Raw genomic sequence first — 24,648 nt, forward strand, 5'->3', positions numbered from 1 at the left:
ATGATTGATCATATCAAGCACCAGCAGGTAAATAAAAAACGATTATGCGAGTAAACCCGCATAATCGTTTTTTAACAACAGTTACTTTTTATTTCATATGAATTAGTTCACTACACAATGCCCGTCTCACGAAATTCCTCAATAAAATCATTAAGCCAATCCTCGCCGTAATCCAGCGCGCCCATATCACTATCAATAAAAGCCACATCCAGACCCATCACCCAGAACCTGCGAGCGATAATAAACAGGTCGACCGCCTGTTCATCTGCATCTGCAAAGCGTCGAACCGAGCGATAGCCTTTCATCAGCGCATTCCATAACTGCTGCTTCTGCTCCGAATGACCCGACTGCCGTTTCCGAATTTTCACTTGAGCCAGATCATACGCACGCCATCCCGGAGCGGCCCATTCGAAGTCATAATGAATAAACCGTTCTTGCTGTTGAAACACATTGTTGTTTCCATGCATATCGCCATGACACAACCCATAATCCAGCCCGGTACTGGAGACAGTAAGAATCTTTTCTTTTAATACGTTAGCAAACGTTTGCAGAAATGCTGCTTCCTCACAATCCTCTCCGATGTAACGCAGAATTCGTTCAAGAGGCTCATCGATGAGAAATTTAATATCCAGCTCAAACCTTTCGTTACTCCGTTCCGGCTTCGACATCGTTTCCAACTCTGACGCCAGTTCTCGCTCCTGTTCCAACTTAATGTGATCCATAGCCTGGTGCAGTTCAGCAGCAGACCGACCAAAGGCATAGCAGGAATCCTCATCCTCCAGATTATTTTCTGTTCCATCAATATAGTGAAAGAGCACAGCTGCCCGCTTTCCTTCAGCCGCATCCAGCATCGTATACCCGGTCTGATCTTTCGTTGAGATAAAGTCTCCAACCTCTGTATGCGCACTCGAACCGAGACCTTCTTTCAGCGCAGTCAGCACACTCAGTTCATAACGAACATCCGCTTCCACAACCTCGGTACGATATATACGTAATATATAAGTTCCTGTGCTTGTGCGTACCCGGTAAGTATCATTCAAACCTCGCAGCCAAAACCTGCATTCTTCCCACGTTCCGATATCATAATGTGCTTGTAATGCCCACTCCAGATATGCCGGGCTGAGCACCGAGCGTAAAGCCGTTGGATGATTAAACATAATCAAGTTCCTTCCTGTCTGATATGTAATGAATATACTTAATATATACCATGCAGGAATTTATTGGAACGGTTATTAAGGAGCTGTTTTAGCGGTCACAACTTTCCACTTTTGCTGCTGCTCAGGCTCAGACTCCAACCCACAACCAGACAAAGCCGCGCACTCCCGAAACGCAAAATGTTTGCATCCCTTACACTTCTCTTCGTTCAGATGCCTTAATGCATAATTAATAGCTTCTCCCGTATGTTCAAACCGATGTGCCGGATCTAACCGTTCCAGCAAACCTGTTCGTTTCAGCATTTCGAGCGGCTGCTCCTGGATACCCGACAACAGTACGATCCCGCCCGAACGTTCAAAATGCTTGATTACACTCGCCAGGTTAGCCTCACCTGTTGTATCTATAAAAGGAACTTTCCCCATACGCAGCAATAACATGCCTGGGCGCTCCGGAAGTGAATCCATAACCGATTTTTCAAACATATCCGCTGCACCAAAAAATAACGGCCCTTCGATCGTATACAAGCTGATCTGTGGGCAATCATGCCCCTCCCGTACCATGTGAGCCATGACCTTCTCATGTTTATGATCCGGATCGGGCAGTACTTTGGCCACTTTCAACATCTCGCTCATTCGTTTCACAAACAGAATGACCGCCAGAATCAAACCCACCTCCACCGCAGTTGTCAGGCTCGCGAATACAGTAAGAAGAAAGGTCAGCAGTAACACAAGCGAATCCCCTGATCTGGTTCGCAATACATGGACAAAGGATTTCCGCTCACTCATATTCCAGGCCACCAACATCAGAACCGGCGCCATGCTGGCAAGCGGGATATGGGATGCGTAGGGTGCGAACAGAATCAGGACAAGCAGAACGACAACACCATGAATGACACCCGACAATGGAGATACTGCGCCAGATTTAATATTTGTTGCTGTACGAGCAATCGCTCCTGTGGCAGGAATACCACCGAAGAGTGGTGTAACAAGGTTGGCAACCCCTTGCCCGATCAGTTCCCGGTTGCTGTTATGGCGACTGCCCGTCATGCCATCGGCGACAACGGCGGACAACAGCGATTCAATACCACCCAGCATAGCAATGACAAAAGCAGGCTGTAGCAAATTCAAAATTCGCTCCCAAGTAATCTCCGGCAGGTGGAACCCAGGTAAATTCCCCGGAATTTCCCCAAAGGATGAGCCTATCGTAGCTACCTGATCTTTAAAAAAGATAGCCGCGATAACAGTCGAACATATCAGACCCAGCAGCGAAGCAGGCACTTTGGGTGCAAATTTCGGCACAAGCAGAAGAACAGCCAGGCACACCCCCGCTGTCAGCAAACTGTATATATTAATCGTACTGATGTGCATCCCGATCTCTTTCATATTGGAGTAAAAATCCTCGTGTTTTGTGACGCCCGTAAGTCCCAGCACATTCACGATCTGTCCACTAAAGATCAGCACGGCGATACCTGCCGTAAAGCCAATCGTCACGGGTCTTGGAATAAATTTAATTAATGCCCCCAGCTTGAACACACCCATCACAATGAGCATCAGTCCGGCCATCATGCCAGCAATCAGCAAATTTTCGTAACCATACTGCATGACAATGGCAAAAAGGATTGGGATAAATGCACCCGTCGGCCCACCAATCTGAAATTTGGAACCGCCTAACAGTGAAATCAAGATCCCCGCAATGATGGTTGTATACAATCCATATTCCGGCTTAACGCCTGAAGCGATGGCAAAAGCCATACCAAGCGGAATCGCTATAATACCTACAATCAGCCCCGATACCAGATCCTTGCGAAAATCAGCCATTCGATAACCCGCATATCTCCCGATGCCTTTCATGCTCTATAACCTTCTTTTCTTCATATATTTGAATATTTGAATATAAAGTAAACACTACTCCCTGATATATGCCGTGTCAATCGTAAATATCACAATTCTGTAGAATTGTACTCGTATAAAATGAAACCCAAAAAAACAAGAGCCCCGTACAAACGTGCGGTTGCTCTCGTTTCCTGTGTCAGCTGTCTTTGCGTATATCCTCCAGCATAGAAATCGCATCGACCAGATGGTTGTCAAAAATTTGTTTGGTAACCCCCAGTAGATCTTTAATCAGCGGGTCACGCAGTGAGTAGGTGACGGTTGTACCTTCTTTAATTCCCTGTACCACATTTTTGCTGCGTAGCACAGCCAGCTGCTGGGATACCGCAGAACCTTCCGATCCAAGAATACTCTGTAGCTCATTGACGCTTTTGTCTCCTTCACTCAGCAGTTCCAGAATGCGGATTCGCATCGGATGTGCCAGCGCTTTGAAGAAATCGGCCTTGAACTGCTGCACGCTCTGATTCATACCCTTTGCTCCTTCAATCGAACTCATCAACATGCTCATATCATACCATAGAACGAGGTTCAGACTTCAATTCACATGATATGATAAGATGTAAAAGCAAGTACATTATACTGTTCAAGGGAGCGATAAGCATGTCTGAATCATCCGAATATTCGCCTTCTGGCGTTCCTATTCTTCGTCATAAAGATATGGAGCGTGAGTGGCAATCTACATCTTATGTAGAATCCGAATGGCTGCAGCGAATTGAGAAACACGCGGATACATATCTCGGCGAAGCCGACTCTGTGTTCCACGAGCTGGTGTCAGACAAAGTTCATATCGATGTCCATATCATTCGTCCAACACCAGAGCGTAATTATTATACGTTGTACACCACAGGCATGAGCGCCTTGCCTATGAACACCCCTGAAGATGCACAGGAATATGAGTATGCAGAACTGATGATTTGTTTGCCACCGGATTGGCCTCTATTAGAGGATGAACTGAAAGAATCGGACAACTACTGGCCGATCCGTTGGTTGAAAACGATGGCTCGCCTGCCGCATGACTACGATACTTGGTTAAGCTGGGGGCATACGGTGCCGAATGGTGATCCGGCAAAGCCACTTTCCAATAATACAGACATGTGTGCCTTTATAGTGCTGCCTCCGCTTGAGGTCGATGAGGATTTCCTGACACTCGACATGGAAAATGGACAGACTGTACATTTCTATGCGATCCTTCCCATTTATCTAGAGGAGCTTGAACATAAGCTAGAGTGTGGTTTGGACGCCCTGCTAGACCGATTTGAAGAACATCATGTGAACGAAATTTTGGACGTAAATCGGGTCAATACCTGCGAGGATGCCTGATATTCATCATTCGTATGATCTTCATAACGAACATAAAAAGCTCAATCCTTTGCGCATCTGCTGCTGGATTGAGCTTTCTTGTGTTGATATTTTGTTAATCCTCACACATTAGTACGAGCCATATTCGAACCAGTCAAAGTCGGCTACCTGATCGGACGAATTGCCATTACCGCTGCTAAACATGCCGATACAGCAACCAACAAAACCATCAGCTACTTCCGTGCTCAAGCTGGTCGTATCCACTCGGTCTGCAACCAGATGATACTCACTGCCATCAGTACTGTAATAAAAGCCAAGCTGCTGTCCAAGTGCAGCCATCTTGATGTACACACGCGGAATATCCCCATCCAACTTAACTTGAGCAACCCGTGACTCCTCACCACCAAACCATGTCATGACACGCAGTAGCTGTTGTTCTCCTTCAAGTGCACGTTCAATTCGCACATGATACTGGTCATTCTGTATAACCACCAGACCTGCCGTTTCATGCTCATGCTTGGGCACAAATTCCATCGCCGCTGCTGCTACATAATTCATATGTCTCTGACGTACACAGACAAAGCTGGAGTTTTCGAGTTCCTTCAATGTTTGCGGTTTCAGCTTCAAACGCAGATAACCTTTACGTTCAGTCAAGGAGTACAAATCTTCCTGCGGATTGCGCATGAACATCCATTGCAAGCCCAGATGATCGGTATCAAAGTTTTCACAGCGCAAATCCGGTGCCACTGGCGCTGCTGGCAGATTCAACACACCTTGCTCCTCCAGCTTACCCAGCCCCCGATTGACGACTGGCCAGCCATCTTCCCATTCCACTGAAGCAATAAATGTCTCACGACCAAGATTACTGAAAGCCCCGCCATAGGGTCTTGAAGCCAGCATCACCATGAACCATTCACCATTAGGAGCTTGTACCAAATCCGCATGTCCTACATTGATTACTGGATAATGCTTGCCCATATGACGATGGGTAATAATCGGATTATTCGGATTACCGACATAACCGCCAGTCAAACTGCTGCTGCGTGCAATCGTAACCGCATGGTTCAGACCTGTTCCACCTTCTGCAATCATCAGGTAATAATACTCGCCGATTTTATACAAATGCGGTCCTTCTGGCCAAATCACATCTACCATCGCCCCACGCCACAGAACATAGCTGTCTCCGACCAACTTCATGCTGCCCAAATCCAGTTCACGAAGCCACACTTCCCAGTTTCCGTTGTAACGCACACCTTCAGAACAAGGACGTGTTCCCAAGTAATACGCCTTCCCGTCTTCATCAAAGAAAATCGTTGGATCAATGCCTTCCGCACCTTCAATAAAATAAGGATCAGACCATGGCCCAGCCGGGTTAGTAGCTGTCACAACAAAGTTCCCGCCATGCGTTACATTCGTTGTGATCATATAAAAGAGCCCATCATGATGCCGAAGCGTCGGTGCAAAAATCCCCTGCGAATGTCCTGCGCCCTCCAGATTAAGCTGAGAAGCACGATCCAGCACATTGCCAATCTGCTTCCAATGAACCAGATCACGGCTGTGAAAGATCGGAACGCCAGGAAAATAGGCAAACGTGGATGTGACCAGATAAAAATCTTCCCCTACCCGGCAAACAGACGGGTCTGGATAAAATCCAGACATGATCGGATTGTTAAACGTGCATTGCTCGCCTTGATTAGCATTGTTCATTCTTTTACCCCTCCAATGGTGAGTCCAGTGACAAAGTATTTTTGCAAGAATGGATAAAGTATAACGATGGGCATCGCAGTCACGATGGTGATGGCCGCCCGAATAGATACGGGGGTGACCATATTGGTCACATTTTTGTATTGATCCACATTGACCGTTCCCCCTTGTGACGTCGCCGAAGATAACAGCTTCATCAGTTCATATTGCAGGGTGGTCAAATTGCGGTTGCCTGCCGTATAGAGCATGGAGTCAAACCAGGAGTTCCACTGACCTACAGCGATAAAGAGTGCAACCGTAGCCAGCACCGGCTTGGACAGCGGAAGCACAATACGCATAAAGATGCGGAAATCTCCTGCACCATCCATTTTTGCCGATTCAATCAGTCCCTCGGATAACCCCTGAATGTAGGTACGGATGACAATCATGTTGAATACCCCGATCAGTCCGGGAATAATATACACCCAGAAACTGTTCAGCAGTCCCACTTGTTTAATCAGCATGTATCCAGGAATCAAGCCGCCGCTGAAATACATCGTGATTACAAAGAGTGTAGTGACAAACTTGTTAAACATGTATTCCTTACGGCTCAGTACATAAGCCAGCATCGCTGTACAGAAGAGCTGTACAACGGTTCCAATGACCGTTCTGGCAACTGAAATAAATGCCGCTTGGGTCAGATGTGGATTTTGGAACACGGAAACATAGTTTTGCAGCGTCCACTCCCTCGGCCAAAGATAGATTCCCCCGCGAATCGTATCGAGACCGTTATTGAAAGATACGGCAATGGTGTTTAAAAAAGGATATAACGTAACAACCATAACAAGCAACATAAATATGCCATTGGTGATGGAAAAGATAGAGTCACCCAGGCTTCGTTTTCCACTAATTCGATTCACAGCGCTGCCCCCTTATCATATCAACCGCTCTTCACCAAGAGATTTGGCAATCCCGTTGGCGATAAAGATGAGCACCAGACTGACCACACTTTTGAAGATGCCTGCCGCGGTGGCAAGTGAGTAGTTTCCGAGATTAATCCCGTATTTCAGGACAAAAATATCAATCGTCTCGGATACATCCTGCACCAGTCCGTTCCCCAGCAAATATTGAATCTCAAAACCGGCATTCAGTACGTTACCCACGTTGATAATCAGCAGGATAATGATGGTTGGTTTGATACTCGGCAGTGTGACATTCCACATTTTGCGGAAACGGCCTGCTCCATCGATGGACGCTGCCTCGTACAAACTAGGATTAATCGAAGCCATGGAAGCCAGATAAATAATCGTACCCCACCCGATCTCCTTCCACATGCTGGACAGACCTACGATACCCCAAAAATATTTGGGTTCGGCAAAAAAATTGATCGGTGCATCGATCAGCCCCAGCTTGGTCATCAGCACATTTACAATCCCGTTTTCCGTAGATAACACATTCGCAACGATGCCTGTCACAATGATCCACGATAGAAAGTGCGGAAGGTAAGAAACGGTCTGCACGACACGTTTAAATAAAACCAGCCGCAGTTCGTTGAGCAAGAGCGCCAGACCGATTGAACCCACAAATCCCAGAAACAGACTGATCAGACTCATCGCCAGTGTATTGCGAATGACACGTAAGAAGGTCGGGTCCGTAAATAACGTTCGAAAATGATCCAGTCCTGCCCAATCCTGCTCCATAAAACCAATGCCCGGTCTGTAGTTCTGAAAAGCCATAAGCCAGCCCCATAAAGGCCCATATGCAAAAATAGCAATAAACGCAATGAAGGGGAATGACATCCACATCAATTGGCGCTGACTTTTCATTCTGGACAAGTTATACCCGAGCCAGCTTTTCCCCGAAGGGATATGACTGGTATTTACCGAAGGCTGCAACTCCTTTTTAGCCATGCTTTTCTCTCTCCTTGATTACGAGTTTTATCTATATCATCCGAAGCGGATGATTTCGAATCCATTCCTGTCCAATGGGTACATGTTTATGTGTGGATTAAGAAAGGCTATAGGATGTCCCATAGCCTCTCTGCCTTAAGCCTAGCTATTACCTACTGATACCGCGTCTCGTATTACTCTTCATACTACTTATCACGCTACTTGTTATACTGCTCTTGGCTTTGCTTGGTATTGCTCGGTATTACTAGTTGAATTACTCCGTATCGCTTAACACTTTGTTCCTCACATTTCTTATCGTAGTTCTTTTCGTACCGCTTATTGCATTGCTTACTACTTGCACCTATTTAACCTGCTTAACCCCACAGCTCTACACGTCTGCGAACCTCTTCGGTCAGTGCATCCTCATACGCTTTGATATCTGCACTTTCTTTGAGTGTTGATTGATACTCCTCCCATGCCTGTTCGAACTCAGCTGGTGAGGTCATGATCACTTTAGGCAACCATTTGCGTTTCACATCGTCCATCTTTTGTCTGGCAATGGTTTCGGGTTTATTCGGTTCAAAATTGAATGTATAGATCGGGAACCATGGTTCGTTCTCTTCTGCAGGCTCCAGGAAATCCGTAAATTTGGTGTATCCGTAAGCCTTGAGGACTTTTTTATCAATGTCATTCAGTGTCGCAAGGTACTCTTCAGGCTGTTCTTTCGGGTCCATCGCATTTTTACCGTCTGCTGTCATACCTTCATGGTGAGGGAAGTATACCAGCGGACTTCCTGTGTTTGCGAGTACCCAGTCCGGATCTTTCGAATGGGCGCGTTGCTCCTCGTTACGAGAGAATACACCTTTGTCATCCACCTGATAGTCCACATCTTTTTGTCCCCACGTTCTCAGCACTTCCGTCTCCGGATCAAGCAGATCGTTAATGTATTGAAGCGCTCCTTCAACATCTTTACAGCTCTTCGTAATCGCAAGTCCGCCGTTGACGTTCAGGATCGGCTTATGCTGATAACGTCCTTTTACATCTTCAGACAACGTAATGGACAGTGGTACATAGGTTCTTTCATACAGCTTTTGTTTAACAAGAGAAGCCTCTGCGTCAAGGAACTGCCATCCCTGATCGACCATGCCCAGTACGCGTCCAGTCGAAATTTTGGAAATGTACTGATCGTAATTGGCTGTGAATGTTTCGTTGTCGACGAGTCCTTTGTTATAGACTTCATTGATCTTTTTAAAATAAGCCTTGGCTTCTGGAATCGTATTGTAGTTTTTCGCTGTTAATGTAGCCTTGTCGATAATAGCGGCACCTTCGTTCGGGTAGCCTGCCAGGAATAGCGGCGGATTCTCCAGTGCGAAGTAACGCCAGTCGTAAGAGATGATCTCAAAACCAATCGTTGGCTGACCGTTAATCGTTGGATTCGCTGCTTTGTACTTTTCGATCAAGTCGAAATACTGATCCAGCGTTTTGATCGTTGGGTAGTTCGCCCATTCCAGCACCGCTTTTTGAATCCAGAACGCTTCCCCATCATGAGATACCTTCATAGACTCACCCTGTAAATTACCGAATTGCGGAATGAAGTAGATATGACCATCCGTTGAATTTTTCATCTTCTTCCAATTGTCACCGAGATAGTTTTTGATATTTGGATATTTGTCGATATAGTCCTCAATCGGCACAAGTGCGCCGGCAGACACCAGCTGCTGTGTACCATCACTGCCATCAATAAAGTCTGGGTATTCCCCGCCTGCAATCATGACACCGATGCGTTCTTTGGCAGTCTGGCCAGTGAGCCAGTCCATCGTGACCCGAACTCCCGTTTTTTCCTCAATAGCCTTCATCACGCGGTTATCATCAGGCGCAAGCTTGCCAGGTACAGCAAAAAATGCGGAAAACTGCTTCAGTTCCTTGCCGTCTGCTGTCTTCTCTTCCGTTTTGGATGATCCCGGCGTACATCCAGCGAGCACAACCGTAAGCATCAACGTCAGTAAAACGAGCTGCCTGAATCTTTTTCTGACATCCTTTTTCATCATGACCCCTCCAGCGAAGTATGTTGAGAGACACTCTTTAGAAAGCGCTTTCCAAAGGTTGATTTAAAATTATCATTGTTGCCTGCTCTCCTCAACGGGACAAACTATAGGCCCCATCCCAATAATTCCAGATATGCAAAAAATCCTGCTCCCCCTCAAGGAGTGCAGGATGAAGAATCCGAAGTATGCATCGCTTGGGCCCTTTTTCGATATTGGGCTGGGGTCTCACCTCTGATTTTTTCGAACCGGTTAATAAAATAATCCGAATCCCGATATCCCACCATCGCTGCAATCTCATACACTCTGTAATCCGTTCTGCGTAGCAGCCGGGTGGCCTCTTCGATCCGAATCTGATTCAGGTAATCACTGAAACTCACACCGTAATGCTTTTTGAATATCTGACCCAGATACGCACTGTTCATGAAAAAATGCTCTCCGAGAAGCTTCAGGCTGATATTTTCCATATAGTGCTCATGAATATACGCCTCGACTCGGGCCAATACCCCCATCGCGTTCCACTTCTGCCGCTCCTTCAACTTCTCCGCACATGTATATGAAAACTCGCACAGATTCTCAATATTCTCCTCCATAGACAGCATGGCATAGTTCTCCTGAAGAAACGTCGACTGCATCCATTGCTCATCTGAATTCAGATCCGAATTGTCCCTGTTCACCAGCCCAAGCAACGTGTAAGCCAAATAATGAAGATGAATGCCTACGATGCTCGGCTCGATGCGCTGCTCCAGAAAAAATTGAAAGATGGCCTGCGCATGACCACGCACATCCTCAATTCGTTGCTCCTCTATGGCTTGAATCAGTCCGTCGAAAAGTTGTTTTTCCCGCCCGGCGGGCTGATTGATAAACACACTTGTGTCCATATGCTCAAAATAGTAGATTGGCCCGTATGCGCTAAAGAAACGAAAACTTTTGATCTTTCCGCAGGAGTAGTAGGACTCATGGAGTTCGTCCAATCTGCTAACTTCTTTACCCGCATAGATCGCAATCGCTGCACTCTGTATTCGGCCTAACTCGTTATAAAGCCGCGTGACATATTGTTCGAGGGATAATGCCTCACGCTTCAGCAACAGGTCGGTTACAATATGCAGCACCCTGTTTTTCTCCCCTGTGAAGGATTTCAGGACATGTCCTGCGTGATTCCGATTTACGCTAACTTCCACCTGCAGACACCAATCGGCTTGCTGCTGTTCGCGCTCCGACTCCGTTTCAATCATCAAACATCGTAATTTCGTTGCATCCCCGTAATGAACCCGCACATGGTCAAGGGTCTCTTGATCCGCCGTTCCAAGCAAAATGGATTGCACATGCTGAGTGAGTACGATCTGTTCCTGTTTTTCCTGATGCCGCTTCTCTTCCGTTCTCTCCAAAAAGGAGTCTCTGAATGCCTCCAGTACTTGCAACAACTCGTCTTTGACAATCGGTTTAAGTATATAATCGTTCACCTGATACTTGATCGCTTGTTTGGCGTATTCAAACTCATAGAACCCGCTGAGCAGTACCATTTTTATCTCGTCGCCGTACTCTTCATATACAATCTTGGCCAGCTGCATACCATCCATTTCCGGCATTTTAATGTCGGATATGACAAGATCAGGCTTCATTGTACGGATACAATCGAGCGCCTGCACCCCGTTTGAAGCCTGACCACAAATTTGAAATCCAAGCGCGTTCCAATCGATCAACAATAGAAGTCCTTGGCGAATAAATGGCTCATCGTCCACAATCATCACGTTGATCATATCCTCGCTCCTTATCCCTGAGATGCTTGTACAAGCGGGATCTGTATTCGAATCGTAGTCCCCTTGTACCTTTCACTGTCAATGTCCACCTGCACAGTTTCATCAAAATACATTCGGAGCCGGATATAAGCATTCATCACCCCAATACTGCTCAGCTCGCTAAGCCGTTCCATACTCGGATCAAGCAGCATACTGCGAAGCATAGTCAGCTTATCATGCTCCATGCCGACCCCGGTATCTTGGATGAGGATGTACAATTGATCGTTCTTCTTCTGGAACTCTACTTCCACCACACCATCATTCAAACTGCCCTCAATACCATGAATACAAGCATTCTCTACAAATGTTAGTACGGTCAGCTTCGGAATCTTGATTTCCCAAATCTTTGCATCCTCAACGTTAATAACGAATTGAAGCTTCTCTCCAAAGCGGTATTGCTGAATCACCAGATAACTCTCAACAAAACGAATCTCATCCTGAATGGTAACGAGATCGTTGCCCCAATTAATCGTTTGCCGTAACAACAGTGCCAGCTTCTGAATAATGTCAGAGGTTTCATGTTCATCCTTGATCAGACTGCGCATGCGGATCGTTTCAAGGGTGTTAAACATAAAATGTGGATTGACCTGGCTCTGGAGCGCCTTTAATTCAGCTTGTTTCTTCGAAAGCTCTAACGCCTGCCGTTCCACCTGCCCTTTAAAGACAATCTCGATCAGGTTTTTGATCTTAATGACCATCATGTTGTAGCTATGGGTCAGACTACCAATCTCATCCTTGCCAGCGGGTTCCGCAATGACCTCGAATTGCTCCTGTTTAACCTGATCCAGATGTTTGGCAATCCGGCCTACTCTGTGAACGAGGGATCTGGAGATCAGCCAGATGAGCAGTGTCGGCACCAGCAGATTAAGAATAATCAGCAGCATCAGATTAAATCTGGAATCAACGATCTCTGTGAGAAAATCAAGCTTCTCTCCACGCACGATAATTTGCCAATTTTCCGATACTACCGGGATCAATTCTGCGGATTGCCCAGCATCCTTCACCATACTCGACATCAGGTGAAACGGCTTTCGCGCCTGATTCATCTGTGCATCATTGGAGAAAATAATCCGGTCATTCGAAACGATATATATTTTCCCGCCAGCTCCCTCATTTTTGAATGACTTGTTAATAAAGGCGTAGTCGAGGTCTACCTTCAACACTTTCTCTACTTGCTGTTTCCCAAAATAATTAAGCTTACGAATAATGCTAACCTTACGACCACCTTGACTCTGCGACATCTCTGCCTGCTGCTTGTCAAAATAGGAATAGATCATCATCTGATCATCCGTATTCATTAGTGCCTGATACCATTCACTCTTGCGGATGTCATCGTTCAGCTTGATGAAATTGCCACCATTCACGAACGTATCGTTGTCCACATAAAACGTCACCTGATTCACTTGCTGGTAACTGTAATAATATCGAACCAGGTTGTTGCCGCTCAGCATATCATAGTATGCAAAATAATAATCTTCCTGATTGCGGTATTTGGACTCCATAAACCGGTTCAGCGTGGCGTCCGTGTATAAAAAATTGGATACATACAAGCTGTTGTCCAGGCTGTTCCGCAGATTAAAGCGAATCCGCTGTTGCATTTCATTGATCCGGCTCTGCTCTTTGGCTTCGATCTGTCCCTTGATGCTTTGGTAAAACACTGCATTGGTTGCCAGTACGGGAACCAGTACACAAAAAATAAACAATATGTATAACTTCGTTCTAAGACTCCAATCATCCAGTAACTGAATACGCTTACAGTTCAATTTGCGTTTCATGTCCGCTGTTGTCTCCCCCACCCGTGTATTCCATTATCACCATTATAACGAGCCATGGTGATAATGGAATACACGTTTCGGGTTAACATCTTACATATTTGCGTTTAAAACCAAGCTGATTGCGATCCAGCGCCTTCTGAATATTGTCGGAGGCACTCAGTAGCTTGCTTTTCGGCTTGTCTTTGCCTACTTCAAGTGGACCAACTCTTTTAGCGGTTTCTACGGCCAGCTCATGCAGCGGAACATAAGACATAGCTACCGTGTAGATGAAAAGATTCATGGCTATTTGGGCTCGTTCGGGAGCGGTGTGAATCGTTTGTTCCACCTGCTCAAGCATCTGTCTAAGTTTATCTTCCTCAAACTCGGTATCCTTGCGACTGCCCAAAAGCCAGCAGTAACAACTCCATCCGCCGGACATTCTCAGCTCTTCCCCGCTGGCAATCCAGGTGTCCGCAACGTCCTGGGCAATATCCGTCTCCGCCAACGTCACAGCAACGACATAATCGGACACCATGTAGAAATACGCCGTATCCATCCAGCGATCAAAATCGGCATGAGTCATCACTTTCGGTTCAGCGATAACGCCTGCAAAATACATCGCATCATAGTTTCCTGTTGCGTATAGCTGCTCAGCAAGCGGCTGATTTTTCTTAATAAGCTTCGCCATCGGCTTCATGGCTCCTGTAGCAACACCAAACAAGGGTTCACGCGCACCGTTGGACAGATAAATCTTTTTTGTGCGTTCCTTGCCCAAAGCCTCAAGTTCTTGCATAACCTCGTTTATATTCATGTGAGCAGCTCCTTTGCTTTTTATCAGTCTAGCACATGAGACGGTATGTCCATACATGCAACGTATGGTACTCAACGTAAAATGTGTTAGCACAACAAAAAGCTCAAAGCTTGCAGCGTATGTGCTGCGTGCTTTGAGCTTTCTTGTGTTAAACTAATCATTTTCACAGACACTTCGATAACAGAACAACCTGGAAAGTAGCTGATGTTACACCGATGCCTGCGCCCCGATTCGAGTGATGACCGTATCAAATGGAGCGATATGCAGCGTCTGCATCCCATGCTCCGTGTCAATCGTTGTCATCTGTGCCTGATCACTATTATTGATGACAACCAGCTTGCCCCTCTCGGGATAATACGCACACTCCGTATACACATTATCCGTAATATACTTGGCGTTGTGCTGCTCATTACCCGCAAAGCGGATCAGATTCAGCAACAGTCTTGCATTCGCCCAGTTGAATTCGAACGAAGACATATAGATTCCCTTTCCTTTGCCAAAAGCATGTACAGACAACGCAATGTTGCCTTCTGTCTCCTGCACCACCTCAGCCGCTCCATCCGTCAGATAGAGTTGCGGCTTGCCTGCCAATACCGCACCTTCCGGCATAAGATCATGCCGATCCTGCACATCATAGGCCCATTTTCCATGCACCACGCGCGCACCTATGTCCTCATCAACCCCAAGCACATGAGCCATCCGAAAAAAAGTATCATAGCCTTCCACCGCCGACGGCTGGTTAATGCCGATGAACGTGCCACCTTCGTGTACCCAACGAGTAAGCAGATCCACACATGCCGTGTCGTGCCAATGCTCGCCGCCGCTCCATGCCGACCCAGCTATTCCGGCGTTAATGACCACATCCACCTCGTTCAGCACACCCTGGCAAATATCTTCAAAATCAATGAACCGTACGTCTACCGGCAGCCCGGATAACGCCTCATTCACATGAATCAAATCATGCATATACGTCTCATGGAAATGTCCCGACAACGTCCACGATCTCAATCCGCCCCAGCTATGGAGCACCGCTACCCGGGTCTGAAGCTGAACCGGCTTACCGGCCTGATGCAGCTCTTTGATCTCCCTGAACTCATCCGCGACCTTCTCGATATATTCCACAAAATCAGGATAAGGCTCTACCAAATGCAGGTATCCACCCAGGCCAATCCGGTCGATTTTCTCACGCAGCAACGCTCGCCGGATGTTAATCCAGTAGTTTTTGGCATCCAGCGTTGGATTTCCGCCTTCCTTAAACGTTGGCAATCCGCCGAGACCAACAGGAAACAGATACGGGTGAAGACGAATCTCATGTGTATCCACTTTGATGCCTGAGCACATTCTTGCCTCATATCCGGAGAAGACACATTTGATCATGCCATCGAAGCCAAACTCTTCAAAGCGATCATTGTACGGCTCCATGCCCACCCAGCTATCATCGTAAAATACATAGGCCAGCTTGCCATGTTGATGCACGATATCGATCAGTTTTTGGCCAAAATCAATGACAAAATCATTGATAAACGCCATCCAATCCAGCTTACGCTGCCCCGCAGGCATATGGCTGACCTGGTATTTCCCGCCATTCACAAAATCCTCTGCTGTGAGTACATAGCCATATTTTTCAGCAAATAAATCGAGCCCTCTTGAACTCACTGTGAAATCATATGAACCCCAGTCCGAGAACAGATGGCGGTTCCGCTCATCACTGCCCCAGATCCAGGCAAAATTATAGAAAAGCGATGTAAATCGAACAACCGTTGTTTCCGGGTGAGCGACACACCACTTTTCCATCCAATCCAGCAGGTAGGCCTGCGTGTCCGCATAGATCGGGTCGATCTGCATCAGGTGCTCTTTGTCCCAGTGGTTGGTCGTATGGTTATACATGGAGATCTCTTCCCAGATGCGATAAACCATGAAACTTACCGTGTATTTATGCCAAGGCGTAATGCCGGTAAGGACCACGTTCCCGGATTCCCTTTCGTAGTTCCACTGGTTTCTCGGCACTTCCTGCCCCGTCGTTCGATCGTACACCTGCCAATACTTCAGCGCTTCCTTCGAATCGTTCACTCTGAACTGCTCGGTAAAAAAGTCCTCCATCAGATAGATGGAGATATAATCCTGCACAGCTATCTTTGGCTGGGTAACCAAAAAACATTGCTGCAGCTTATCGGAATTCCTCGATGCCCACTCATTATGATCCCTGATGATACAGATGGTCGAATAAATGCCGTAACCTGCCTGAATGATCTCATCTGACAACTTTGTCCCGTCACTGTCACGGATGACATCCGCTCCCCACCGTTCGGCCAGTTCCAGCGTTAACGCTTCGTAACCCGATTCTCCCGGTAAAGTGAAAGAGCCTTTGGTTGTTTTCGGCAATTCAGTTCCCTCCCCCTTATCTCAACATGTCTGACAGAAATGCGAGTGCCAGTCCTTGCCCCCAACCTTGGCTCCAATCCTTCGGAATGTTACGGTACCCATCCCGATCCTTCATCACAGCCGTTCCACCGGATACTCCTAACACACGCCCGTCTTCACTGATATGGCTCAAAACACCTTGCAGAGCCTTTTGCACATATTTCGTATGCAACGGGTTGCCGTTATTGATCATAGCTGCGGCAATACCGCACGACGCGGAAACTTCCTCATACGATTCTGGATCATCCAGCACGGTACGCCACAAGCCGTTCTCCGTCTGCAGCAACTTGAGCGCCGCAAGCTGATCACGCAAGGAACACTCTACGTCCATACATTGTGGATACAAGTACCACTCTTTAAGCTGCGGTTTCACTTGTGACATCGTGTAAGCGCCCCACGTATTCGCCCGTCCCCAGTAAAATCCGGACATGTGGTCCTTGTTTAGGTTGTTATAACCGTGGTACCACAAGCCTGTGCCGGGATCTTGGAGGTATTTGATATGCCAGTAATACTGATTCAGGGCATCTTGAATCATCGCTTCATCTTTCAGCTTGCTGCCCACCCGGAGCAGGAAAAAGGCAGCCATAAACAGCGTATCGGCCCAAGCCTGTTCGGGAAAATCATTCGATGTCGACACCGTGTGCTGCAACACGCGGTCGCCAAAGCGGAGTGCATGATTTTGCAGATAATCCACTTTGCTCATGACGATATCCCAATACTTCTGCTCCTCGGTCTCTTCGTATAACGTGATCAGCACATGCCCCATCGCACAGGTATTCACCGTCCAGCTAGGCAAACCCAGCTCCATATATTCATCCGTCCACTTCACCAACCTATCCAGGATCTCCTGATCCCCTGTCGTTTGATAGGCTCTCGATACCCCGTAATAGGCTACACCGCACGGCCAATCCCAGGTCAGATCCATATCCAGTGTTTTGCTCGTTACGTTCTGAATCACTTTTAAAATATGTTCACGGTCGTACTTCACTTGCAGCATTGATATTCCCCTCTCATACGCACACTTCTCCGATTGAGTACAAGAAGTGACCGCCCTGTGATGTAAACGCTTTACTTATTTCATTGTACGCAGTAAAATAGTTTGCATCTAAGCATATTCGCAACAAAACTGCGCAATTTCAATCATTTATAATCCGACGAATGGGAGCAGCCGAACATGCCCAAACCGAAGAAACCTGTCATTGAATACCGTCACTATAGCTTGCCCATTGATTTTCCCGTTCTACTGCTCAGCGGGGAGCGCTGGAAAATCTCTGATATCAAGAGTAAACATCTGCATTTCCATAACCATATGGAGATCGGCATCTGTTATTCGGATGGAGGTGTGATGGAGATTAAAGGAGAACGTGTTCCTTTCCGAGCCGGAGACGTTACATTTCTTCCTCGTTATCTGCCCCATACCACCTACAGTTCACCTAATACGGCAAGCAGGTGGGCTTATCTCTTTTTTTCACCAGAAAAGTTGTTTCAACATTCATTAAAAACGCCGCAGACCACCATGGAACTGAATCTGCGCGCAATTCAAGCAAGCCGTTGTGTGTTACATAAAGATCAATATCCTAAGGTATATACGCTGGCAACATCGATTGTGGAAGAAATCCAGCAGCAGTCCCCTTTCTACCGGGAAAGTGCATACGGGTTGTTAATGTCGTTGTATATCGAATTGCTGCGTATTCAATCGAGCGATGAGAACAGCCATAGCCGAAATCTAAATCAGGAGCTGGAACAGCCACAAGAAACGGAGCTTCAGAGTCGTCAGCATGATCTCGTTATATCTCCGGCCCTGGAGTTTATCACGAGAAGTTATATGATGCCGGTGACGATTGACGAGCTTGCAGAGTTATGTCATCTGAGCACCACCCATTTTCGCCGTAAATTTCAAGAGATTATGGGCACGACACCGCTTGATTTCCTGAACAGCACACGTGTAGAAGAGGCCTGCAAACGGTTAAAAAGTACCGATGCCTCCGTGCTCTCGATCTCCGAGCAGGTCGGTTTCAGGTCCATCTCCAGCTTCAACCGCTGTTTCGCCAGATTAATAGGCCAGTCACCGAAGGCATGGCGGACAGGGGCTCATATGGAAGCCCAATCTGCCAAAGCATCCATTCTGGCATTTACAGGCTGGGTCTAATGTGCATTAAAAAGCCCGAAAGTCATTAATGACTTCCGGGCTTTTTGAACGTTTATTTTTGTTTCATTTAATCCTCTGCTCCGTATAATTCAAATGATTTTTACAGATTCTCCGTAGCCAGCGTGAATCCTTCAATCACCGCATCTTCATCCACTTCAATCATAATACAGCGTCTTCCCTGATAGTTGACTTGTCTCACATATTTGAGATCTTGTGGACTGATCGAGATGGTAGCCACCTTGGTATCAATTTTGATGGACTTGGAAGTGTACTTTGGCATCACACTGTTTGCCTTAAGCTCATAGTTTTTATTGTCTACGATCGTCTCAAAAGCACGCTCCACCTTCTCGGTGGTCAGTTCTTCTACGCCGCTGGCCGTAAGCAGACGTTCCACATCTTTATAATCCAGTTTAGGTGGCTCTTCCTCATGTGATTCCTCGTTCACTTCAATGACCCGGTTAATCTCTTCATACACATGGGCCAGCGTGGTGGCATCCATCTGCTCACCCGTTATCTCTTTGACGATATCTTCAAATATCGCCCGCTCCTCCAGTGCCGTTACGGAACGCTCACCATTGAGCACATTTTCTACAAAATGAGGATCAGGGAAATTGGATTTACCGGTGCAGTACAGCACACGGTTTACATCCGAATAGTTGTCCGTCACGCTTGGATACAGGAATCCCTGCTCAGGCGTACTCAATTTGATGATCGGATCAACGATAATGTTGTATTTGAATTCCCTTTCCACATAATCAAACAGCATCGTCTTCCGCTGTTTCTCCGTGGAATTCATGCTGCACAGGATGAAGGGATGAGCAAATACCTCATTTTTCTCGCTTTCCTCCGTTGCTTCATTTCTCGCTTGGGTTGGCAGATAATACTGCCCTTTGATAAACGTAACGACCATATCCCGTTCATATTTTGCATCGGCCAACATACGCTCCACGAGTGTGAGCATAAGATCCTGCCACTCATCCGGGTCACCCGTAACCAGCGCTTGGTGAAGCATGACCTGTGCCGGCTCCTCCGCTTCTTCCTGGAATTTCAGTTCGAACAGTTTCTGATCGAGTTCACCTGTAAGCAGTTTTTTGAAATTGCCCATGTATAACTCTTGTTTCTCCCGATCCACCAGTTCAAACGGGTGGCGTTCCCAGTGATAAACTTCATTGGTTTCTTTCGTAATATAGACATTCAGGATGTCGTAAATATTCAGCAGGTCGTGATCCAGCTTGAATTGTTTGCGAATGTGCGCGACTTCTTTTTTATTCATGATTCGTTAGACAACTCCTCAAGTAAATTGGCTTTACAAGTATAAACGATAAAAAAAAGCTTCGCCAGAAGGAGGTTTGTTATTGACGATTTTGTGCGACTCACTAAACAACATCTGTCCATGTCCAAGCAACGTGAGGCTATGGTTGAAACGCCCTTAATACGGTAAGTTCATGATAGTTATTTATGATAATTAATCCCCTATTTAAAGCATGGAAAAGATGGCATTACGTTATTTTCAAAAAAACAGGACGAGGAAGGAAGCGAGCCAAATCATGAGCGCTAACACAAATGCATTAATGGGATTTGCCCCTGCGTTGGGCTGGAATTCATGGAATACGTTTACATGGGATATCAATGAACAGCTGATTCGGGATGTCGCCGATGTCTTTGTAACGGAGGGATATCGGGATGCGGGATATGAGTATATTGTTATTGATGATTGCTGGAGCCTGAAGGAACGGGATGCGGGTGGCAATCTTGTCGTAGACCCTGCCAAATTCCCGAGTGGAATGAAGGCGCTTGCAGATTATATCCACGACAAAGGTCTGAAGTTTGGCATGTACTCTTGTGTGGGTACCCATACTTGTGCCGGTTATCCGGGCAGCTTCGAGCATGAATTTCAGGATGCAGCATTATTCGCCGAGTGGGGCGTGGATTATTTAAAATATGACTACTGCTTCAAGCCACGTCATATCTCTGGTGAGCTGCTCTACAAACGCATGAGTCTTGCGCTCAAAAACTGCGGCCGTGATATTCTTTTCTCCGCCTGCAACTGGGGAGAGGACAATGTCTATGAATGGATTCGTGAATCAGGTGCACATATGTACCGTTCCACCGGAGATATCCGCGACAACTGGGATTCGGTCAAAGAACTGGCCCTTTCACAGCTCGGAAAACAAAGCTATACGGGTTCCTTCTGCCACAACGACATGGATATGCTCATTGTCGGTATGTACGGCGGCAGTAACAATGACTTTATCGGCAGTATCGGCGGCTGCAACGATATTGAATACAAAACCCATTTCTCCCTCTGGTCGATGATGGGTTCCCCCCTCATGATCGGATGTGATGTGCGCAAAGCCAATCAGGTCACCAAGGACATTTTGCTGAACCCGGATCTGCTTGCCATCAATCAGGATGCAGAGGCACGCGGAGCTTACCGCATCAAACCCGAGCCGCAATGGTTCCATACTGATGATGTATTCATGCTGGTGAAGGTGCTTACGGACGGTGATCTGGCGATTGGTTTCTTCAATCTGAGCGACAGCCAGCGCGAACTGTCCCTGCAATTCTGGGATATGGGGCTGCCTTACGCATCAGGTTACTCTCTGTCCCTCTATGACTGCTGGGAGCATAAAGAACTGGGTGTATTCCGCGAACGTTATGCGCCCGTAGTGGCGGCTCATGATTGTCTGATTGTACGGGCCAAGCTGGTGAAATAAATGGCGCAAAGCCGGCTGTGCACAACCTGTCAGGTTCCGCTCACTTCCGACGATGTCGGCATCTATCTGAAATTAGTCTCGCGAACAGCCCAGCAATATGTCTGCATTGATTGTCTTGGGGTGAAGCTGAATTGCGGGCGGGAGCCGATTGAAAAGCTGATTCGGTACTTCCGCGAGTCGGGGAACTGCGCTCTTTTTCGCTAAACCCGATCTGTAATCTGTCTTACTATATAAGCTGAACGAAAGATTTTACACAGTCCACTCCGATGACAGAATAACCTTTCAAACGCTGTTAGCGTCGTAGCGACTCACTCGCGTACTGATACGAAGCTATCTTATCCTAATGTTTTGCTTGTTTCTGGTGCAACATCATGTAGGCTGATGGCGTATGTGATGTTGCCTTTTTGAATACTCTGGAAAAATACAACGGATCATTATATCCCACCGAATACGCTACCGATTGAATGGACAATTGGGATGACTTCAGCAGCTCGCGGGCGCGCCGGATGCGGCATGCCGTTATGTACGTTGATACCGATTCACCCGTGGCCTCCTTGAACTTGCGGAACAGGTAACTTCGCTCCAGATTTACGGCCTGCACAATCTCTGCAACCGTTAAGGACGATTTCCAGTAATTTTGCTCAATATAGGTTTTCGCCATCCATACCTCATCTCTGGTTTCTGTCTGCTTCTCGCTCGGGAAAAATTCCATGTAATAGGACAATAACAGCTGCAAACGTGCATCGGCTCTTAATACTTCACTTGTTGATGCGCCTGCATTCCAGCCCAGATGAAACCATGGTGCCATCGTTTCTGGTGCAACTCGCAGTACAGGATGCTGAACCGATAGTTGTGTCAAATCTACGATTCGCCCTGCGTCTCGTCCGTTGAACTCGATCCATACATACTCCCACGGGTCAGATGGGTCAGGGTAGTAATAGATTTCTTTTTGCGGAAAAATGATAAAACTCTCTCCGGCACCCAGCTGATAATGCTTGCCTCCGGTTTCCAGTGTGCCCTGCCCTCGAATGATAAAATGCAGTGCATAGACGTCACGCACGCCTGGGCCCCATTGGTGAAGATTGACCGGTTTATGTCCGCCGCTGATAAAATAAACCTGGCTCGCCCTGCTTCCGTCTCGCCATAACGAGTTCACATCCAGCACCTCCATTTGTGATAACAGTCATTATATATCATTATGAGGGGTTATTGGTTTAATTTCGATGCTGGAAACAACGATCCAAGTTGCTTATGATAGAGACAGAGGGCACATCACCCAGCAGATATGTAAGCGCAACCAAACATCATGGATCGACATACATTAACGATGTTCAATTCAGAGAGGAGAATGTTGTGTTGCTTAGAACTGTTACGGTCGAAAATGGTCAAGTTCAGGGACTGCCTGCCGCAGACCCTCGTATTACAAGCTTCAAAGGTATCCCGTTCGCTGCTCCCCCGGTAGGTCAAAACCGCTGGCGTGCGCCGCAGCCCGCATTCGATTGGGAAGGCGTCCTGCAAGCCTTTGATTTTGCGCCAATCTCCCTGCAAGCGCCAACCGTGATCGACGATAATAACATCTATACAAGGGAATGGGCTGTTGATCCCGACCTGCCGATGAATGAAGATTGTCTGTATTTAAATGTATGGACACCTGCCAAACGAACGGATGAGAAGCTGCCTGTCTTTGTCTGGTATTTCGGTGGTGGACTCCAAGTCGGTCACACCGCGGAGATGGAATTTGACGGTGAGCGTATTGCACGCAGAGGCATTGTGGTCGTGACCATCAATTACCGCTTGAATGCATTTGGTTTCCTGTGCCATCCAGAGATCAGTGCGGAGTCACCACATGCACCGGCAAACTTTGGACATCTGGATCAGCAGGCAGGAACAGCGTGGGTGAAGCGTAATATTGCTGCGTTCGGCGGTGACCCAGATCAAATTACAATTGGGGGACAGTCTGCTGGCGGTGGCAGTGTTCTTAGTCAAATGACCTCTCCACAAAACAAAGGCCTATTTCAGCGAGCTGTCATCATGAGCGGTATGGCAACAGAGTTATATCCAAATGTACCTGTACCCGCTGTTCGCAGCACACTGCGGGATGCCGAGCAGAAAGGCGTTGAATTTTTCCGTTTTCTAGGCGTATCTTCACTGGATGAAGCAAGGCAGCTGGATGCCGTCACTTTACGGGATAAAATCCTGGAATATCGAAGCTTCTGGGGAACGGTCATTGATGAACAGTTCTGCGTAGGTGATCCATTCACCCGCTTCATGCAGCATAAACGTGAACTCGTTCCCGTCATGCTTGGACACACGTCCTCCGAGTTCTGGACCAAACCTGCGGTAAGCAGTGTGGAGGAACTGAAACAGATGGCGATTGAACTGTTTGGCGAGGAGGCCCCTGCCTTTTTGCAGCGATGTGAAGCCGATACTGGCGATCTGGATCATGCCTTGCAGCGAGCTTCTGTGCGTATGATTGAGCATGCGATTCAGCTTGTGATCCGCTCGAATAGTAATCATCCGTCAGAGACACCGCTCTATTATTATAATTTTGACGCAGAGATTCCAGGCTGGGATCAGCCAGGCACGTTCCATTCCGTCGATCTGTGGTTCTTTTTCGAAACGCTTGCTAAATGCTGGCGCCCTTTCACGGGTAAACATTATGATCTGGCACGCCAGATGTGTAATTATCTATCGAATTTCATTGCGACAGGTGATCCTAATGGCTTGGATTCCACCGGTAAACCTCTACCCTACTGGATTCCGAGCAGTACCGAGCAACCGTATCGCATGGAATTTGGTGATCTGGCCCAGCTGCAGCGTGCAGTACCGGAACCTGTGCTTGAATTGATCATTGAGCAGTATTTTAAAAAGCAGAATGAACCTGTCGTTTGATGCAGACGATGTACACCACATCGGTTCTTGAACAAACATCAGAGCATCCGTCTTAAACGTATATCTGCTTCTTCCTTCAGCAAGTATCTATCCTACAAAAAAGAGCCATGCAATATGCACGGCTCTTTTGGTCTTGTCTATTTCTATT

At 47.0% G+C, this 24,648-nt stretch carries 18 protein-coding genes; 4 read left to right on the forward strand and 14 right to left on the reverse strand.

Features of this window, described 5'->3' with window-relative positions; all coding sequences use genetic code 11:
* Positions 1-110: 110 nt before the first annotated feature.
* The 3 genes from ACR8BL_RS12230 to ACR8BL_RS12240 all read right to left on the reverse strand — a co-directional run bounded on the left by ACR8BL_RS12230 (position 111) and on the right by ACR8BL_RS12240 (position 3,513).
* Positions 111-1,157, reverse strand: a complete 1,047-nt coding sequence (locus ACR8BL_RS12230; protein WP_434752854.1) for a phosphotransferase — start codon at positions 1,155-1,157, stop codon at positions 111-113.
* A gap of 75 nt (positions 1,158-1,232) precedes the next feature.
* Positions 1,233-3,005 carry a SulP family inorganic anion transporter gene (locus ACR8BL_RS12235; protein ID WP_434752855.1) on the reverse strand — a complete coding sequence of 591 codons (1,773 nt, stop codon included), beginning with the start codon at positions 3,003-3,005 and terminating at the stop codon, positions 1,233-1,235.
* A gap of 178 nt (positions 3,006-3,183) precedes the next feature.
* The gene (locus ACR8BL_RS12240; RefSeq protein WP_434753107.1) at positions 3,184-3,513 is read right to left on the reverse strand and encodes an ArsR/SmtB family transcription factor; all 330 of its coding nucleotides are present in this window, start codon (positions 3,511-3,513) and stop codon (positions 3,184-3,186) included.
* Positions 3,514-3,644: 131 nt separating this feature from the next.
* On the opposite strand from ACR8BL_RS12240, the gene ACR8BL_RS12245 reads away from it, so the two are divergent.
* Entirely contained in the window at positions 3,645-4,364 is a 720-nt protein-coding gene (locus ACR8BL_RS12245) for a suppressor of fused domain protein (RefSeq protein WP_434752856.1), read from the forward strand.
* A gap of 108 nt (positions 4,365-4,472) precedes the next feature.
* Here the strand turns inward: ACR8BL_RS12245 and ACR8BL_RS12250 are convergent, their stop codons facing one another.
* The 9 genes from ACR8BL_RS12250 to ACR8BL_RS12290 all read right to left on the reverse strand — a co-directional run bounded on the left by ACR8BL_RS12250 (position 4,473) and on the right by ACR8BL_RS12290 (position 17,739).
* Positions 4,473-6,050 (reverse strand): glycoside hydrolase family 43 protein, encoded by a 1,578-nt coding sequence (locus ACR8BL_RS12250; protein ID WP_434752857.1) that lies wholly within the window; start codon positions 6,048-6,050, stop codon positions 4,473-4,475.
* Positions 6,047-6,946 carry a carbohydrate ABC transporter permease gene (locus ACR8BL_RS12255; RefSeq protein ID WP_434752858.1) on the reverse strand — a complete coding sequence of 300 codons (900 nt, stop codon included), beginning with the start codon at positions 6,944-6,946 and terminating at the stop codon, positions 6,047-6,049. The genes ACR8BL_RS12250 and ACR8BL_RS12255 overlap by 4 nt, the downstream gene beginning before the upstream one ends.
* Positions 6,947-6,961: 15 nt before the next feature.
* The gene (locus tag ACR8BL_RS12260) at positions 6,962-7,936 is read right to left on the reverse strand and encodes an ABC transporter permease (RefSeq protein WP_434752859.1); all 975 of its coding nucleotides are present in this window, start codon (positions 7,934-7,936) and stop codon (positions 6,962-6,964) included.
* Between the two features lie 353 nt (positions 7,937-8,289).
* A complete protein-coding gene (locus tag ACR8BL_RS12265; protein WP_434752860.1) occupies positions 8,290-9,963 on the reverse strand; it encodes an extracellular solute-binding protein in 1,674 nt (557 codons plus the stop codon).
* Positions 9,964-10,115: 152 nt separating this feature from the next.
* Positions 10,116-11,717 carry a response regulator transcription factor gene (locus tag ACR8BL_RS12270; RefSeq protein WP_434752861.1) on the reverse strand — a complete coding sequence of 534 codons (1,602 nt, stop codon included), beginning with the start codon at positions 11,715-11,717 and terminating at the stop codon, positions 10,116-10,118.
* A gap of 11 nt (positions 11,718-11,728) precedes the next feature.
* Positions 11,729-13,531: a histidine kinase gene (locus ACR8BL_RS12275; protein WP_434752862.1), complete on the reverse strand. Its 1,803-nt coding sequence runs from the start codon at positions 13,529-13,531 to the stop codon at positions 11,729-11,731.
* Between the two features lie 82 nt (positions 13,532-13,613).
* Positions 13,614-14,321, reverse strand: a complete 708-nt coding sequence (locus ACR8BL_RS12280) for a DNA alkylation repair protein (RefSeq protein ID WP_434752863.1) — start codon at positions 14,319-14,321, stop codon at positions 13,614-13,616.
* Positions 14,322-14,528: 207 nt separating this feature from the next.
* On the reverse strand, positions 14,529-16,703 hold the full coding sequence (gnpA, locus tag ACR8BL_RS12285) for a 1,3-beta-galactosyl-N-acetylhexosamine phosphorylase (RefSeq protein WP_434752864.1): 2,175 nt from the start codon (positions 16,701-16,703) through the stop codon (positions 14,529-14,531).
* A gap of 16 nt (positions 16,704-16,719) precedes the next feature.
* Positions 16,720-17,739: a glycoside hydrolase family 88/105 protein gene (locus tag ACR8BL_RS12290; RefSeq protein WP_434752865.1), complete on the reverse strand. Its 1,020-nt coding sequence runs from the start codon at positions 17,737-17,739 to the stop codon at positions 16,720-16,722.
* A 177-nt stretch (positions 17,740-17,916) separates the two neighbouring features.
* Here ACR8BL_RS12290 and ACR8BL_RS12295 point away from each other — a divergent pair, with 177 nt between their 5' ends.
* Complete coding sequence (locus ACR8BL_RS12295) at positions 17,917-18,891, forward strand: helix-turn-helix domain-containing protein (protein WP_434752866.1); 975 nt, start codon at positions 17,917-17,919, stop codon at positions 18,889-18,891.
* A gap of 100 nt (positions 18,892-18,991) precedes the next feature.
* On the opposite strand, the gene ACR8BL_RS12300 is transcribed toward ACR8BL_RS12295, so the two are convergent.
* The gene (locus ACR8BL_RS12300; RefSeq protein ID WP_434752867.1) at positions 18,992-20,164 is read right to left on the reverse strand and encodes a DUF4317 domain-containing protein; all 1,173 of its coding nucleotides are present in this window, start codon (positions 20,162-20,164) and stop codon (positions 18,992-18,994) included.
* A gap of 274 nt (positions 20,165-20,438) precedes the next feature.
* On the opposite strand from ACR8BL_RS12300, the gene ACR8BL_RS12305 reads away from it, so the two are divergent.
* Positions 20,439-21,608, forward strand: coding sequence for a glycoside hydrolase family 27 protein (locus tag ACR8BL_RS12305; RefSeq protein WP_434752868.1), 1,170 nt, complete (start codon positions 20,439-20,441; stop codon positions 21,606-21,608).
* A gap of 340 nt (positions 21,609-21,948) precedes the next feature.
* Here ACR8BL_RS12305 and ACR8BL_RS12310 read toward each other — a convergent pair whose 3' ends face one another.
* Positions 21,949-22,764 carry an AraC family transcriptional regulator gene (locus ACR8BL_RS12310; RefSeq protein ID WP_434752869.1) on the reverse strand — a complete coding sequence of 272 codons (816 nt, stop codon included), beginning with the start codon at positions 22,762-22,764 and terminating at the stop codon, positions 21,949-21,951.
* Positions 22,765-22,964: 200 nt separating this feature from the next.
* Between ACR8BL_RS12310 and ACR8BL_RS12315 the strand changes: the two genes are divergently transcribed.
* Positions 22,965-24,500: a carboxylesterase/lipase family protein gene (locus ACR8BL_RS12315; protein WP_434752870.1), complete on the forward strand. Its 1,536-nt coding sequence runs from the start codon at positions 22,965-22,967 to the stop codon at positions 24,498-24,500.
* Positions 24,501-24,648: the final 148 nt, after the last annotated feature.

Source organism: Paenibacillus amylolyticus (genome assembly GCF_051136285.1).
Classification (GTDB): domain Bacteria; phylum Bacillota; class Bacilli; order Paenibacillales; family Paenibacillaceae; genus Paenibacillus; species Paenibacillus amylolyticus_F.